We start from the raw sequence: 14,076 nt of genomic DNA on the forward strand, positions 1-14,076 counted from the left end.
CCATACCCGTCGGTGACGACCCGGTCGTAGGTTGGTCGCATGAGCGCAGAGCTGACCCTGGGCGCTGAGGAGGAGCTCCACCTCATCGACCCGTCGAGCCGCGCGCTGTCGGCCAGGGCGCCGCAACTGCTGGCCAAGCTGTCGCCGCTCAGCTATTCGGCCGAACTCCAGCGCACCACCGTCGAGACCAACACCGAGGTCGTCGAGTCGCTCTCCGGCCTCCGTGATGAGATCATGCGGCTGCGACGGGGCCTCATCGACGTGGCGGATGACGCGGGCTTGAGTGCCGCGGCAGTGGGAACCGCCCCGCGCTCGGCATTCGCCGACTTCGAGCTCACGACGACCGGACGGTACGGCCGCATGCAGGAGCAGTACCGCCTGCTCGTCGACGAACAGCTGATCTGCGGCACGCAGGTGCACGTCGGCGTGAGCGACCGGGAGCTCGCGGTGCAGATCGCGCAACGGGTGTCGGGGGAGCTTCCGCTGCTTCTGGCGCTGTCGGCGAGTTCGCCGTACTGGAACGGGCAGGACACCGGCTATGCCAGCATCCGGAGCCTCATCTGGCAGCGCTGGCCGAGTGCAGGCGCGACCGGTCCGCTTGCATCGGCCGGCGAATACGAGCAGTTGCTCAGCGACCTGATCGACACCGGGGTGATCGCCGACCCGAAGATGGCGTACTTCGAGGTGCGCCCGTCGTCGCACGCGCCGACCCTCGAACTGCGGGTGTGCGACGCGTGCCCGATCGTCGACGACGCCGTGTTGATCGCGGGGCTGTTCCGCGCGGCGGTGCGCGCGGCCGAGCAGGACATCGCGGCAGGCATCCCCGACGTGACGGTGCCGGCCCCTATCCACCGGGCCGCGATGTGGCAGGCGGCGCGCGGCGGGCTGTCGGCGCGGCTGCTCGAGAGCGGCCCGCACCCCCGCCCGGTGCCCGCGGCGCAGGCGATCCGGGAGATGGTCGACCGGCTGCGCCCGCAGCTCGAAGAACTCGGCGACTACGACGACGTCGCCTACCTCACCGAGACCGTGCTCGCGCGCGGCAACTCCGCCGACCGGCAGCGCGCCGCGTTCGCCGAGCGGGGTGAGCTCGACGACGTAGTCGACCTGGTGGTGCGCGAGACGCACGGGCCGGCCGGCGGGTTCGCATCCGACGCCCCCGTACTGCGCACCTACCGAACCCGCGCCGGCGACGAAGCGGTCGGCCCCGGCGCCCGGCCGCGCGCGGCCTACCGCGGCATCGTCGACTTCTACCAGAGTCTCGACACCCACGAGTTGGTGGCCCGCGAACGCGCCCGTGAGCGTTGGGTCACCAGCAACGACATGACGTTCGGCGTCAACGGGGCGCACCGGCCCTTCGCCGTCGACCTGTTTCCGCGGATGCTCAGCCGCTACGAATGGGGCGAGCTGTCGGCGGGGCTCACCCAGCGCGCCCGCGCCATCGAGGCGTTCCTGCGCGACGTGTACTCCGAACGGCGCGTGATCGCCGACGGCATCGTGCCGGCGGACTACGTGCTCGGCTCCCCCGGCTGGCGAGACGAGGCCACGCAGTTGCCTCCCAACACGGTGCGTGCGCCCGTGATGGGGTTCGACATCGTGCGCAACGAATTCGGAGGGTGGCGGGTTCTCGAGGACAACGTGCGAGATCCCAGCGGGGCCGCGTATGCCCTCGGCATCCGTCGATTGATGGATGCCGTCATGCCCGACCTGCCCAGACCCCCTGGCCTGCTCGACCCCGAGACCGCGCCCGCGGCCCTGCGCGACACCATCGTCGCCGGCCTCGGGCCGGATGCCGTCGCGGCGCTGCTCACCAGCGGGCCAGACAGTTCCGCGTACTTCGAGCACCGCACCCTGGCCGAGGCGGCCGGCATGCCGCTCGTGGAGGCGGGTGACCTCGTGGTGCGCGACGGCGCCGTCTGGCAGCGCGGCGGCGACTCCCGTGCCGCAGGGTCCCGCATCGATGCCCTGTACCTGCGCATCGACGGCCAGCTCGTCGACCTCGTCTCCCCCGCCGTCGCCGACGACGGCACGCCGACCCCGATCGGCGCCCAGGTCATGGCGGCCGCCGCCGCGGGCTCGGTATTCCTCGCGAACGCCCCGGGGAACGGGGTCGCCGACGACAAGTCGCTGTACTGCTACGTGCCGGAGCTCATCAACTACTACCTCGGAGAGCACCCGCTGCTCGAGTCGGTGCCGACCTACCGCACCAGCGACGAGGGCGAGCGGCGCATCGTGCTCGAGCGGGTCGGCGAGCTCGTGACCAAGCCGGTCGACGGTCATGGCGGCATGGGCGTGCTCATCGGCCCCGATGCCGACGCGTCGCAGGTGGCCGAGCGACGCCTGGAGATCGCGGAGGCCCCCACCCGTTGGGTTGCGCAGGAGGTGGTGGCGCTGTCGTCGCTCCCCTCGTTCGCCGAGACCGCGCTCGAGCCGCGCCCGGTCGAGCTGCGCGTGTTCGTCTACACGACGGGCACCGGGGTGGACGACGTTCGCCTCGCCGACCTGGCGCTGACCCGGGTCGCTTCCGAGGGAACGCTCGTGGTCGATTCGTCGCGCGGAGGTGGCGCGAAGGACACCTGGGTCGTCGGCCCCGAGGCATCCACCTGATCCGCAGGAGATCGGCGGCACCCCCAGGTGACGCGCGCCGTCGGCGTTCGTCCCTCGACACCCGCCCACCGCGGGAGGCACACTGGTGGCGGCATCCAATCGCCACCCACTCCACCTCTACGCAAGGAGTCCTCATGCCTGCCACGACGCACAAACCCAGTGGAGCACCGGTCTGGATCGAGCTTTCGAGCACTGATACCGACCGGGCGGCGACCTTCTACGGCGCGGTGCTGGGTCTCCGTTCGACAGACCCGAATCCCGCCCTAGGTGGATACCGTTACCTCGAGCACGACGGCAAGACCGTCGGCGGGTTGATGGATGCCCAGAACGGCATGCCGAGCAGTTGGGTCGTGTACCTGCGCAGCGTCGACATCGATGCCACCCTGGCCCGCGTCGAAGCCGCCGGCGGCAAGATCCTCGGCCCCGCCTACGACGCGCAGGACCTGGGTCGCATGGCCTTCGTGCAGGATCCGAGCGGTGCCTACGTTGGCATCTGGCAGTCCGTGACCTTCGAGGGGTTCGAGCTCGAGGGCGAACCGGGCGCCCCGGTGTGGTTCGAGCTGCATGCCGTTCGGGCATGGGATGAGACGGTCGCGTTCTACGAGTCGGTCTTCGACTGGACGATGACCGTCGAGGGCGATACCGACGACTTTCGCATGGTGACCTACGGCGACGGTGAGTCGTGGTTCGGTGGCCTGTTCGACGCGTCGGCCGGGGCCTCGTCGGGCGCGCCGTCGTCGTGGCAGGTGTACTTCTCGGTAGCCGACGCCGACCTGACAACCAAGTTCGTTCACGAGGCCGGCGGCGAGGTCGTCGAGCAACCCGAAGACACCACCTACGGCCGCATGGCGGCGGCGATCGACCCCACCGGCGCGCAGTTCCGCATCATGCAGGAGCCGCCCGCCGATGGTAGTGCGGGCGAGAGCGGGGCAGCCGTTGACACGGACACCGCCGCGGCCGACGACGACGACGCCGACGTGCCGGTGGAGCTGGGGCACTCGTAGGCCGAGTCGCGCCGTCCCGGCTCGCGCGACCAGACCCGGGCGACCCGGCTCCGGCGACCAGACCCGTGCGACCCGGCTCCGGCGACCCGGCCCACGGCCCGTACGACACCCGCGGCCGAATTGCTACCGCCTTGCCACCTGAGCCGGGCTCCGAGAGTCTAGACGGGTGGTCCGCAGGCGGCGGGCCCGCAATCCGTCGGGAGCATCGATGTCGAAAAGCCCAGCCGTAGTGGTCATCACCGGAGCCTCGAGCGGCGTCGGGCGAGCCACCGCCCTGCAGTTCGCATCGCGCCGGGCCCACCTCGTTCTCGCCAGCCGCAATGGTGCGGCGATCGACGAGGTCGCCGAACTGTGTCGGGATGCTGGCGCCGAAGCCATCTCGGTTACCACCGATGTCACCGACTCCGATGCGGTCCACCGCCTCGCGAACGCTGCGGTGGAGAAGTTCGGGCGCATCGACGTGTGGGTGAACAACGCCTCGGTGTCGGTCTACGGGTCATTCCTCGACCTGCCGCTCACCGACTTCCGGCAGGTCCTCGACGTCAACATCCTCGGTTACACCTACGGCGCCCACGCGGTTCTGCCCGTGATGATCGCGCAGCGTTCCGGGGTCATCGTGAACGTGTCATCCATTCTCGGGGAGATTCCGCAGCCCTACTCGGCTCCCTACGGAATGGCTAAGGCCGCGGTACGCGCCCTTGGCAGCACTCTGCGCTCTGAGCTCGCGCTCGCAAAGCACAAGGGCGTGCACGTCGCCACGGTACTGCCGCCCACCCTCGACACCCCGTTCTTCAGCCATCCAGCCAACTACACCGGCCGCAAGGTCGTCGCCATGCCGCCCGTCTACAGCCCGGAGTTAGTCGCGAAGGCCATCGTCAAGCTCGCGAAGCACCCCAAGCCCGAAGTCGTGATCGGATCCATCGGCAAGGCCCTCGTGCGCCAGCACCGGGTGAGCCCGGTCGCCGTTGAGGCGCAGCTCGCCCTGCAGACCGAGAAGCTGCAGTTCTCGCGTAAGGAAGACGCTACTGACACCACGGGAAACCTCTACGAGCCGAGCCGTCGCTCCGAGGCGACCGTGACCGGCGGATGGCACGGTTCTGAGAAGGGTGCTGTGCGCCGGGTGCTGCGGGCGGTGCTGCTCGTCGTGGGCGGCGGGCTGCTGGTGCGGTGGCTGTTGGCCTGATCGGGCTGCGGACTCAGACCGCCGACTCGGCCGGGGTTGAGTCGCTGCCGAAGGTGCGTCATCGTGGGTGCAACCGGAACGGAGAATCCCCATGGCGGCACCATCGGCCCAGTCCTACCTGACCACGATCGAGAAGAAGACCGGGCTCACCCCGCGGCAGCTTCTCAAGCGGATCGACGCCGCAGGGCTCGGTGCCCCGACGACCAAGGCCGGCGAGATCGTCGCCTGGCTCAAGGCGGAGTTCGACCTCGGGCACGGCCACGCGATGACCCTCGCGCAGGTCTCCCGCAACCGCGACACCGTCGACGTGAAGAACGCCGACACGACGCCGGAACCGACCGGCTCCATGGGACGCCTGTGGCTCGACGGGGCTAACAGCATCCCGCAGTAGGCATCCCGCGATGCGCCTCCTGTCGCGTCAACTCCGTTGCACCAGCAACCGTGTCAACTCCGCTGCGCCAGCAACTCCGACACCTCGGCCAGCTCCGCAGACAGGCGGCGCATGCGTCCCGCGAGGTCATCGTCACCGGCCGAGACATCGGAGCTGCTTGACGTCCCCGCTGACGTCCCCCCACCAGTGTCACCACCGGATGCGCCTGTTCCCCCACCGGCACCCGCGGCCGGCTCGAACGCCGCGGACCGCGCATCCGACCCCGGCATCACGTCGATGTCGAACACCACCCGGTCCGCCCGGTGCCAGGTGCGGAACGACTCCACCGGCACTCCCGACGCATCCACGCTGACACCCTCGAGCAGCAGCACCGGTGCGCCGACATCGACCCCGAGCGATTCGGCGAGCGAGGTGGATGCCGCCACTCCCCTCACCTGTCGGCGTCCGGCCACGATGGACACGTCGAACCGCTTCCGCAGTGTCGCGTGCAGTGACATGTCCGTCAGATCGTCCACCGTGAGCGACGAGGCGACCTCGTACGGCAGCCAGGTGTGGATCACCGCGATCGGTTCGCCATCCACCGACCGGAGCCGCCGGATCGCCAGTACCTCGCTTACTCCGAGCGTGGCCTCTGCGGCGGGGTCGCTCTCCTTGCCGAGTGACAGCACCGTCGTCGACACTTCGGAGAGCTGCATCGACAGCCCGGAGATGCGCTGCACGAGGCGGTGGTGTTCGCCGCGCGGCGCGACGACGCTGCCACGTCCGCGACCGCGCTGGATCAGTCCCTCGGCCGACAGCGTGAGCAGCGCCTGCCGAACCACCGACCGGGAGATGCAGAATCGGGCCTGCAGGTCGGCCTCGGTCGGCAGCTGGGATCCGGCACTGAGCGACCCGTCGGTGATGCGCGCGCGCAGCAGGGTGCTGAGCTGCCGGTGCAGCGGGGTGCGGTCCGCGGGATCGATCGCGTTATCCGGCAACTCGTCCAGCCACATAGTCGCTCATTCTGTTCGCCCGGGTGCCGGCGGGGGCTAGGCCGGCATCTCCATCTTCTGAGCGGTACGCCACACGTGATCCCACCCGGGAGCGAGTGCCGCAGCGCGCTCCAATGAGAGTACAAGGCTGGCTTCGCGCGCGATTCCCTGCCCGGCGATGTCGAATGCGGTTCCGTGGTCGACCGAGACGCGCACCACGGGGAGTCCGACGGTGATGTTGACGCCGTCGTCGCCGTAGACCGCTTTGAAGGGGGCGTGCCCCTGGTCGTGGTAGCAGACCACCACGAGCTTGTACTTGCCGCGAACGGCGGCAGGGATGAGTGCGTCACCGGGCACGGGACCCTCGACGTTCAGGCCACGCTCGCGTGCCGTCGCGACGGCGGGAGCGAGGATGTCGGCGTCCTCGTCGCCGAACAGGCGGTTCTCCCCCGCGTGCGGGTTGAGTCCGGCCAGTCCGATGCGCTCGTCGGGGGTACCCATCGACTTCGCGAACGCGCCAGCGAGCTCGAGCACGTTGAGGGTGCGGTCGATGGTGATGTTCTCGATCGCCTGGCGCATCGAGACGTGGGTGGTGAGGTGGAAGAAGTACAGGTCGCCCGCGCTGAGCACGAGGGAGAAGTTCTCGACGCCGAACTCGTGGGCGAGCAGTTCGGTGTGGCCGGGCCACTTGTGTCCGCCGGCGTGCATCGCGGCCTTGTTGAGGGGTGCGGTCACGATTCCGTCGACTTCGCCCTCGCGCGCCAGTCGGCACGCTTCGACGACGAACCGGTAGCTGCCGTCGCCCGCGGCTGCGCTGAGCTCGCCGAGTGCGACATCCGCCAGCGACGGTCCGGTCTGGATCAGTTCGATCGTGCCGGGAGTGTTGGTCGCCTCGGAGACCGACGCGATCACGCGCACCAGGTCGGGGTCGCCGCCGACATTCTGCACGCCGCGGCGCATCGCTGCTTCGTCACCGATCACGACGGGAATGCACTTCTCGCGAACGTCGTCATGGCCGAGCAGCGCCTTGGCGGTGATCTCCGGTCCGATTCCGGCGACGTCGCCGATGGTCAGGGCAAGACGGGGCAGGCTCATGCGCGTTCTCCTTCAGTGCTGGTGGTGCGTGGGGTGGTGTCGCTGTGGATAGTCGTGGGGGCTGTGTTGCTGAATGCTGTGCCGTGGATTGTGCTGCCGGGTGCAGTGCTGCTGGTTGCGGTGCTGCCGGGTGCATTACTGCTGGTTGCGGTGCTGCCGGGTGCGGTGCTGTCTGCGATCGATTGGATGCCGCCAGCGCGGGTATGGGACTCGGTGCTCGACTCCGCGCCGCCAAAGACCTCGGGGTTGTTCTGCTGAGCGGACGCACGCAGCTCGGGAACGATCTCGGTGATGGACGTCTCCGTGCCGAATCCGCCGGCCTTCGTCACGACGGTGGTGCCGTGCAACCGGCCGCCCTCGATCACGCCGATCGGGATGCCCTCGCGAATGGCCCGCGTGACCCGGATGGCGCCCGCGCCGAACCGGTCGAGCACGGCCCGCGCACCCTCGCCGCCCATGAGCACGAGGGAGCCCGCGCCGTGGTGGGTGATGACTTCGTCGGTGATCGCGGCCAGAGTCGCGGCAACGCGCTCGGACGTCGCCAGGTCGAGCGCGCCCCGCTCGGCGGGTGCGAGCACCACGACGACCGGCGATGGCGAGTCGCCGAGTTGCGCCGTCGTCCAGGCGGCGATGTCGAGGGTGACGTCACGCTCGCTGCTGCTGCTGCTGCTGCTGCTGCTGCTGTCGCTGTCGCTGTCGCTGTCGCGCCTACTGTCCCCGCCCACCCCGCCGGTGGCCTCCGCGAGCGTGGGCGCGAGGGTGATGGTGTCGGGTGCCGCGGCCACGAGGTCGGCGTGCTGCGCCCTCGACATGTCGTGAAGCGAGCTGAGTACCACGACGACCCGGTCGGTCGTGAAGTCGGCGGTCGGGGGTTCCGGCGGCGAGAACAGCTCGGCGCCCCAGATCACGGACATCACCATGGCGAGACCAGCCGACCCGACGGGTACCGCGCGGGGTCCGATGCGCTGGATGGCCTGCCCGATCATCCGCAGGTGCTCGGGGGTGGACGCATCCACTGTGATGATGCAGGTGCCGGCGTTGGAGAGTCGAAGCAGCTCGTCGACGAGCGCATCGACGTTGTCGCAGGTCACGTTCACGCTGCCGGGCAGTAACTCGCCGAAATCGCTCGTCGTGACCGGGGTCACCGGGTCCCGCCCGACCGACGTGGTCTCAACGCCCGCGCCGTTCACGAGCAGGTGGCCGTTCTCGACGGTGCGACCCATCGCCGGGTAGGCGGGAGTCACGACCGCAAACGCACCCGTGTGCACCGTGCTCCAGATCGACAGTGCGCCGTCGATCTGGGCGGCGACGCTTCCGCGCATGGTCGAGTCGATCTTGACGAACAGCCTCTCCACGCCGGCGACGGTGAGGGCGGCGACGGATTCCGCGGTGCGGCGGCGGGCAGCATCCATGCCCATCGCACGGGCGTCGGTCACGGTCGCCGTCGCGGATCCCGGGTCGACGATCACGGCGGACGCATCCCCGAGCGAGATGCGGGTCTGCCACCCGCCGCGGGCGAACTGCACTGCCGAGTCGTTCGCACCCGTGAGGTCGTCGGCGACGATCCCGGCGGGGGCGACGGGCGGGCACATGACGTCAATCATGCTCGACTGTTTCTGAGATTCATTCGATAAGTCGGCGCTGGTCATACCGGTGAGCTCCCCGGGGTAGTCGAGGTGCCGGGGCGGTCGGAGGGGCGGTCGACGACAGGACCAGTGGATGCCGCGGCGTCACGTGCTGCGGCGGCGTCGGCGGCCTTGTCCCGGGCATTGTCGTCCGCAATGATCTTCATGCCGCCCTCGCGCTTGAGCACGAATGCGGCGAGCAGCGGTGCGAGTACTGCTGAGACGAGTACGGCCGAGGCGACCTGGGCGGTGGCGATCTCGACATACGGGGCGAAGCTCGGGTCGGCCATGCCGACGATCGCGGGCGTCGCAATCGCGTTGCCAGCGGTGGTGGCCGACGCGATGCCCATGCCGGATTCCTTGCCGCGGCGCAGGAGGAAGCGGTAGCCGAAGTAGGCGATCGTGCCGGTGAACAGGGTGGCGAAGATGCCGACGAGGATTCCGGAGAGTCCGCCGCTGACGACGTTGCCGAGGTTGATGCCGGTGCCGAGAGCGAAGGCGAAGAACGGGATGACGATGTTCGGGACCGGACGCATGACCTCGGTCCAGCGCTGGTCGAGGTTTCCGATAATCACGCCGAGGAGCAGCGGAATGACGGCGGCGAGCAGCAGGGTGAACGGGATGTCGGCAAGGCCGGCGGCGCCGAGGAACAGGAGGGAGAAGAACGGTCCGTCGTTGACGGCGGAGGCGATGTAGGCGCCGCGGTCCTGCTTGCGGCCGTAGCGTCCGGTGAAGGCGAGCCAGATGCCGCCGTTGCTGTTGTCCATGCTGACGAGCAGGGCGAGGATCGAGACTCCGAGGATGCCCTCGATGCCGACGAACTGGCCGAGCAGTACGACGAGGCCGGCGGGGATGATCGACTTGCAGAGGAGCAGCACTCCGGATGTTGCGAGTACCGGGCCCGAGGTCCGTAGCGTGATCTGCATGCCGGTGGCGAAAATCAGGACGCCGATGAGCGGTAGTGCGCTGTCGCGGAACAGGGCGGTGGTGAAGTTGCCGAGCTCGAGAAAGCTCGGGGCGAAGGTGCCGACGATCGATCCGATGATCAGCGGGATCAGCATGAGTCCGCCGGGGATCTTGTTCATGCCGTCGAACAGGGGGACGCGACTGGTGATGCGCGCTTCGGTGAAGCCTGGTCCGGTGAATTGCGATTCGGCTGCCATGGCGAATCTCCTTGGGTCATGGGCCGCAGTGCCCGATGTAAACGTCTACGCGATGTGTACGTACACGATGTACTGACATTAGGCCCCGGGTGTACGCCTGTCAACGTTGTGGGTATGGAGTGTGCGCAGGACTCGGGCGTTCCCACACACCCCCTTGCCAGACGACGCAGGTCACGATGGGCTGTACTCAGGCACCGGCACCTTCGGGTGCCATCACCCATTCACCCATTCACTCACTCACTCACCCACCTACCCACTCACCCACCCACCCATGCACTCACCCACCCATGCACCCACTCACCCACTGAAGGGCACCACCATGAGCGACACCACCGCATCTCCCGACGAGGCCAATCCGCTGCTCGACCCCGACTTCGACAAGCAGACCGTGACGAACGACGCCGTCGCCGGCGAGACCGTCATCGAGACCGGACACTACGCCGGACCCACCGGCGCTGAGCCCCTCGAGGCCGAGCCGTCGCTGCCGGAGAACGAGCTCTCGGCCGACGCGATCGACCTCGACACCGAGGAATAGGCGCGGCTGAAACACCCTCGCGAAGAACCCGCAAACGCCTCTGTCGGGCGGGCATGTGCAGTGCTAGCTTGCGCGCATGAATCTCGATCCCGTCGAAACCAACCCCACCCTTTACACCGTCGTATTCGAAAACGACTTCGTGCGCGTTCTCGAATACCACGACACTCCCGCCACCCGCAGTGAGCCGCATCATCACCCCGACAGCGTGATGGTGACCCTCAGTTCGTTCCATCGCCGACTGTCCACCGGCGGATGCTCCATCGATGTCGAGCTTCCCTCCGGGGCGGCACGGTGGTTGCCCGCGCAGGAACACTTTGGCGAGAACATCGGCGCGACCGACACGCACGCGCTGTTCGTCGAGTTGAAGCATCCACGTCCGTCTGGGTCTGCGTCGTCTGACGCTTGGTCGTCTGACCCCAGGTCGATGGATGCTCCGGCGCGCGCCCCGCTCGGGCCCGACTAACGCGTCGCTGGGAGCGCTACCATCGGTGACAACGTAGTCAGCGAGCACTCCGGGTCGAACAGTTCCGCTGTGTGACATCGGAGTGATTCCGGGGCAATTCGCCCCACAGTCGAAGTAGCTATTGTTTGAGGATTCGGTCCAGACCCCGCCGCGATTTTGCGGAAGGGACGCGCCATTCTCACCTTGTACGACCAGCTCGTCGCGCGGCCACTCATGTGGCTGTGGCTCCGGTATTCCCGGCATTCGTGGCATCGCCTGCCGGTGCCGCATGACTCCCCGCAGGTACACGCGTCCGGGAGCTACGCCGACCGAATCTTGATCGCGGGCGACGGTGCCGCTACCGGACGCGGCGTCATCACCCACGAGCTCGGACTGCCCGGGTACCTCGCCAGAGCGGTCTCCGCGAGGACAGGGCGTGCCGCCGATGTCGACATCGTCGTATCGGGCGAAATGACCGCGGCGAAGTGCCTGCGGGCCATCGCCGGACTCGAGTTGTCGCGGTTCGACGCGGTGCTCATCTCGGTCGGCACCGTGGAGGCCGTCGCCTTCACCTCCGCCGCGGTGTGGAAGCAGGAGCTTGCGGAGCTCCTCGACCGCATCGACACGGATGCCGCGCCAGCAACCCATACCTACATGCTGTCGATCCCCTACTTCGCCCCGCGGCACCGGTTGCCGCCGTTCCTCGCGCGCGCCACCGACCGCCGAGTGCGCGTGCTGAACCATGCCACCCATGAAGTGCTCGCCGACCGCCGCGACGTGCGGTTCATCATCGTGGGCCACACCACCTGGCACGAGGCGTCGGGTGCCCATACCTATGAGGTGTGGGCCGAGAGCGTTGCGCCCCACCTGGCCGAGCAGCTCGCGCCGCACGGCGACGAGAAACCATACCCACGACTCGAGAAACTGCACGAGGCGGCGCGGCAGGCGGCCGTGGACAGGTTGGGTGCGGTCAGCCGGGACGGGGACACGGTTCTCGACGAGTTGACGTCGCGCGCTCGCGCGGTGTTCGGGACCGCCTTCGCCGGGGTGACCCTGATCGATAACGACGAGCAGACGGCGGCATCCACTGCCGGCCAATTCAACTTTCGGGTTCCACGGGACGAATCGTTCTGTGAGATGACCATTCGTCGGGCCGAGCATTTCGCGGTGGAAGATGCGAGCCTCGACCCCCGGTACAAGCACTTCGGCTCCGTGGTGTCTGCCCCGAGGCTTCGTTTCTACGCGGGGTACCCGATCGAATCGGCCGATGGGCAGCGGGTCGGGGCCCTCTGCATCATCGATACCAAGCCGCGGGAGTTCACGGTCGACGATTCGACCCTGCTGCGGTTGCTGGCGCAGCAGGCGCAGCGGCGCATGTGGGAACTGAGTGCTGCCCCGGGAGCCGACTGAGATACATCGCCGCAGTGTCATCCATCGCGACGACTCTCGAAACGTGACCATGGCCAGGTCCCCCGTATGGGGGCCGTGTGATGTACCCCACTCGACAAGCCAACCGGATAGCGTGGAGTTTCGGTTCCCTCCGCCCAGACCACGCGCCATGAGAGCCTCCCGATGTCCCTTCTGTTGGATAAATTCGTAGCTCGTCCCCTCATTGCGCTCTGGATGCGATTCTCGCCGGGATCGTGGACGCGGTTGCCTGTGCCGATGGACGAGCCGCGGGTTCACGCGCCTGGGCCGGATCCCGATCGCATCTTGATCCTCGGTGACGGACCGGCCACTGGCCGTGGTGTGGTGACGTACGATCTCGCCCTTCCGGGTGCGCTCGCCCGCCGGTTGACTGCCCTGACGGGCCGTGGAGTCGATATCGAGGTTCGCGTGGACAGCGAGATGACCGCGTCCGCCTGTATCGAAGAGATCGGATCGATGGACCTCTCGCGCTTCGATGCCATCATCGTCTCTGTCGGGCCGGTGGAAGCTCTCCGGTTCGTGCCCGTTCGGCGGTGGGTATTGGACCTCACAGCCCTGCTCGACCGCATCGACCGGGATCGGGCACCCGGGGTGGTCACCTTCCTCCTGGGAATCCCCGCGTACGCCGCACACCGCCGTTTTCCGGATTACCTTGCCCAAGCCACCGACCGGCGGGTGGCGAAACTGAACAGTGTCGCCCGCGCGGTCGTGGCGCAGCGTCGGTCGAGCGCATTCGTTCCGATGAAGCGCACCACGTCCCTCGAATCTGCCGATTCCAATCGCTACGTGGACCTCGCAAACTTGGTAGCCAGCCACGTACAACGAGCGTTGCCGGCGCACGATCCCGGGGACGCTCGGAGCACCGGCGAGATACCGGACGTCAAGAAAGCCCTCATGGACGAGCCGGAGCGGTTGAAGGCGCTCGGAGCGCTCGGCCTGACAGCGACGCTGCAAGATCCGGTTCTGAATACGCTGACCAGGCGAGCACGTGACGTGTTCGGGACGACGATGGCCGTGGTCAACCTCATCGGAGAAAGTCGCCTGGTTTCGGCTGCGGTGACGGGATACCGCGAACTCGATGAGGAACGCTCCGAGACCTACTGTGAGCTGACCATTCGCGACTCGAAGATCTTCGTGGTCGAGGATGCCGCGACCGACCCACGCGTTGCGCACCTCCGGAATGCATCGGTCCGGCACGGCGTGAGGTTCTATGCCGGGTACCCGATCGAGGCGCCGAGTGGTCATCGGATCGGGGCGTTCTGCGTGCTTGACGTGCAGCCCCGCGAGTTCAGTGATGCTGACGCATCCATTTTGCGTTCCCTTGCGTTGGAGGCTCAGCGTCGGCTGTGGCAGTTGTCGCAAGCCGAGTAGAGGTGGCCGGGGTCGCGCGTTTGCGCCTGGTGACCTTGTCGCCCTGCCGTCGGACTTCACCCGTGATCGGGCTGTGGCTGGGCATCGGTAGTAACCGTTGGTGGGGGTCGACGGTTCGGGGTGGTCGGAGGAAGTACTTCGCGCCGTTGCGGGTGATTTTCCAGTCGTTGCGGTGGATCCATTGGTGGTGGAACCGGCAGAGGAGTATTCCGTCGGCGATGTTGGTGTTGCCGCCGGGTTCGTTGTCGGGTCCGCCGGCCCAGG

At 68.0% G+C, this 14,076-nt stretch carries 12 protein-coding genes; 8 read left to right on the forward strand and 4 right to left on the reverse strand.

Annotation, left to right across the window (positions count from 1 at the left end; all coding sequences use genetic code 11):
• The first annotated feature begins 39 nt into the window (after positions 1–39).
• From G5S38_RS10790 to G5S38_RS10805, 4 genes are all read left to right on the forward strand, one after another.
• Positions 40–2,604 carry a carboxylate--amine ligase/circularly permuted type 2 ATP-grasp protein gene (locus G5S38_RS10790; protein WP_165068375.1) on the forward strand — a complete coding sequence of 855 codons (2,565 nt, stop codon included), beginning with the start codon at positions 40–42 and terminating at the stop codon, positions 2,602–2,604.
• Positions 2,605–2,738: 134 nt separating this feature from the next.
• Complete coding sequence (locus G5S38_RS10795; RefSeq protein WP_165068377.1) at positions 2,739–3,608, forward strand: VOC family protein; 870 nt, start codon at positions 2,739–2,741, stop codon at positions 3,606–3,608.
• 208 nt (positions 3,609–3,816) lie between these two features.
• Positions 3,817–4,791: an SDR family oxidoreductase gene (locus G5S38_RS10800; protein WP_165068379.1), complete on the forward strand. Its 975-nt coding sequence runs from the start codon at positions 3,817–3,819 to the stop codon at positions 4,789–4,791.
• Positions 4,792–4,882: 91 nt separating this feature from the next.
• On the forward strand, positions 4,883–5,182 hold the full coding sequence (locus G5S38_RS10805; RefSeq protein WP_165068381.1) for a DUF4287 domain-containing protein: 300 nt from the start codon (positions 4,883–4,885) through the stop codon (positions 5,180–5,182).
• A gap of 53 nt (positions 5,183–5,235) precedes the next feature.
• Here the strand turns inward: G5S38_RS10805 and G5S38_RS10810 are convergent, their stop codons facing one another.
• Genes G5S38_RS10810 through G5S38_RS10825 form a run of 4 tightly spaced genes read right to left on the reverse strand, consistent with a single transcriptional unit; the run spans position 5,236 to position 10,036 of the window.
• Complete coding sequence (locus G5S38_RS10810; RefSeq protein ID WP_165068384.1) at positions 5,236–6,174, reverse strand: GntR family transcriptional regulator; 939 nt, start codon at positions 6,172–6,174, stop codon at positions 5,236–5,238.
• A gap of 36 nt (positions 6,175–6,210) precedes the next feature.
• A complete protein-coding gene (gene pdxA, locus G5S38_RS10815) occupies positions 6,211–7,248 on the reverse strand; it encodes a 4-hydroxythreonine-4-phosphate dehydrogenase PdxA (protein ID WP_165068386.1) in 1,038 nt (345 codons plus the stop codon).
• Positions 7,245–8,852 carry a four-carbon acid sugar kinase family protein gene (locus G5S38_RS10820; RefSeq protein WP_165068388.1) on the reverse strand — a complete coding sequence of 536 codons (1,608 nt, stop codon included), beginning with the start codon at positions 8,850–8,852 and terminating at the stop codon, positions 7,245–7,247. The genes pdxA and G5S38_RS10820 overlap by 4 nt, the downstream gene beginning before the upstream one ends.
• A gap of 41 nt (positions 8,853–8,893) precedes the next feature.
• Positions 8,894–10,036 carry a 2-keto-3-deoxygluconate permease gene (locus G5S38_RS10825; protein WP_165068391.1) on the reverse strand — a complete coding sequence of 381 codons (1,143 nt, stop codon included), beginning with the start codon at positions 10,034–10,036 and terminating at the stop codon, positions 8,894–8,896.
• Between the two features lie 319 nt (positions 10,037–10,355).
• Between G5S38_RS10825 and G5S38_RS10830 the strand changes: the two genes are divergently transcribed.
• The 4 genes from G5S38_RS10830 to G5S38_RS10845 all read left to right on the forward strand — a co-directional run bounded on the left by G5S38_RS10830 (position 10,356) and on the right by G5S38_RS10845 (position 13,812).
• Positions 10,356–10,571 carry a hypothetical protein gene (locus G5S38_RS10830; protein ID WP_165068393.1) on the forward strand — a complete coding sequence of 72 codons (216 nt, stop codon included), beginning with the start codon at positions 10,356–10,358 and terminating at the stop codon, positions 10,569–10,571.
• Between the two features lie 76 nt (positions 10,572–10,647).
• Positions 10,648–11,034, forward strand: a complete 387-nt coding sequence (locus G5S38_RS10835) for a cytoplasmic protein (RefSeq protein ID WP_165068395.1) — start codon at positions 10,648–10,650, stop codon at positions 11,032–11,034.
• 315 nt (positions 11,035–11,349) lie between these two features.
• Entirely contained in the window at positions 11,350–12,423 is a 1,074-nt protein-coding gene (locus G5S38_RS10840; RefSeq protein ID WP_165068397.1) for a GAF domain-containing protein, read from the forward strand.
• A gap of 255 nt (positions 12,424–12,678) precedes the next feature.
• Complete coding sequence (locus G5S38_RS10845; RefSeq protein WP_165068399.1) at positions 12,679–13,812, forward strand: GAF domain-containing protein; 1,134 nt, start codon at positions 12,679–12,681, stop codon at positions 13,810–13,812.
• Positions 13,813–14,076: the final 264 nt, after the last annotated feature.

The sequence above is a fragment of the Marisediminicola senii genome (assembly GCF_011057645.1).
GTDB lineage: Bacteria > Actinomycetota > Actinomycetes > Actinomycetales > Microbacteriaceae > Marisediminicola > Marisediminicola senii.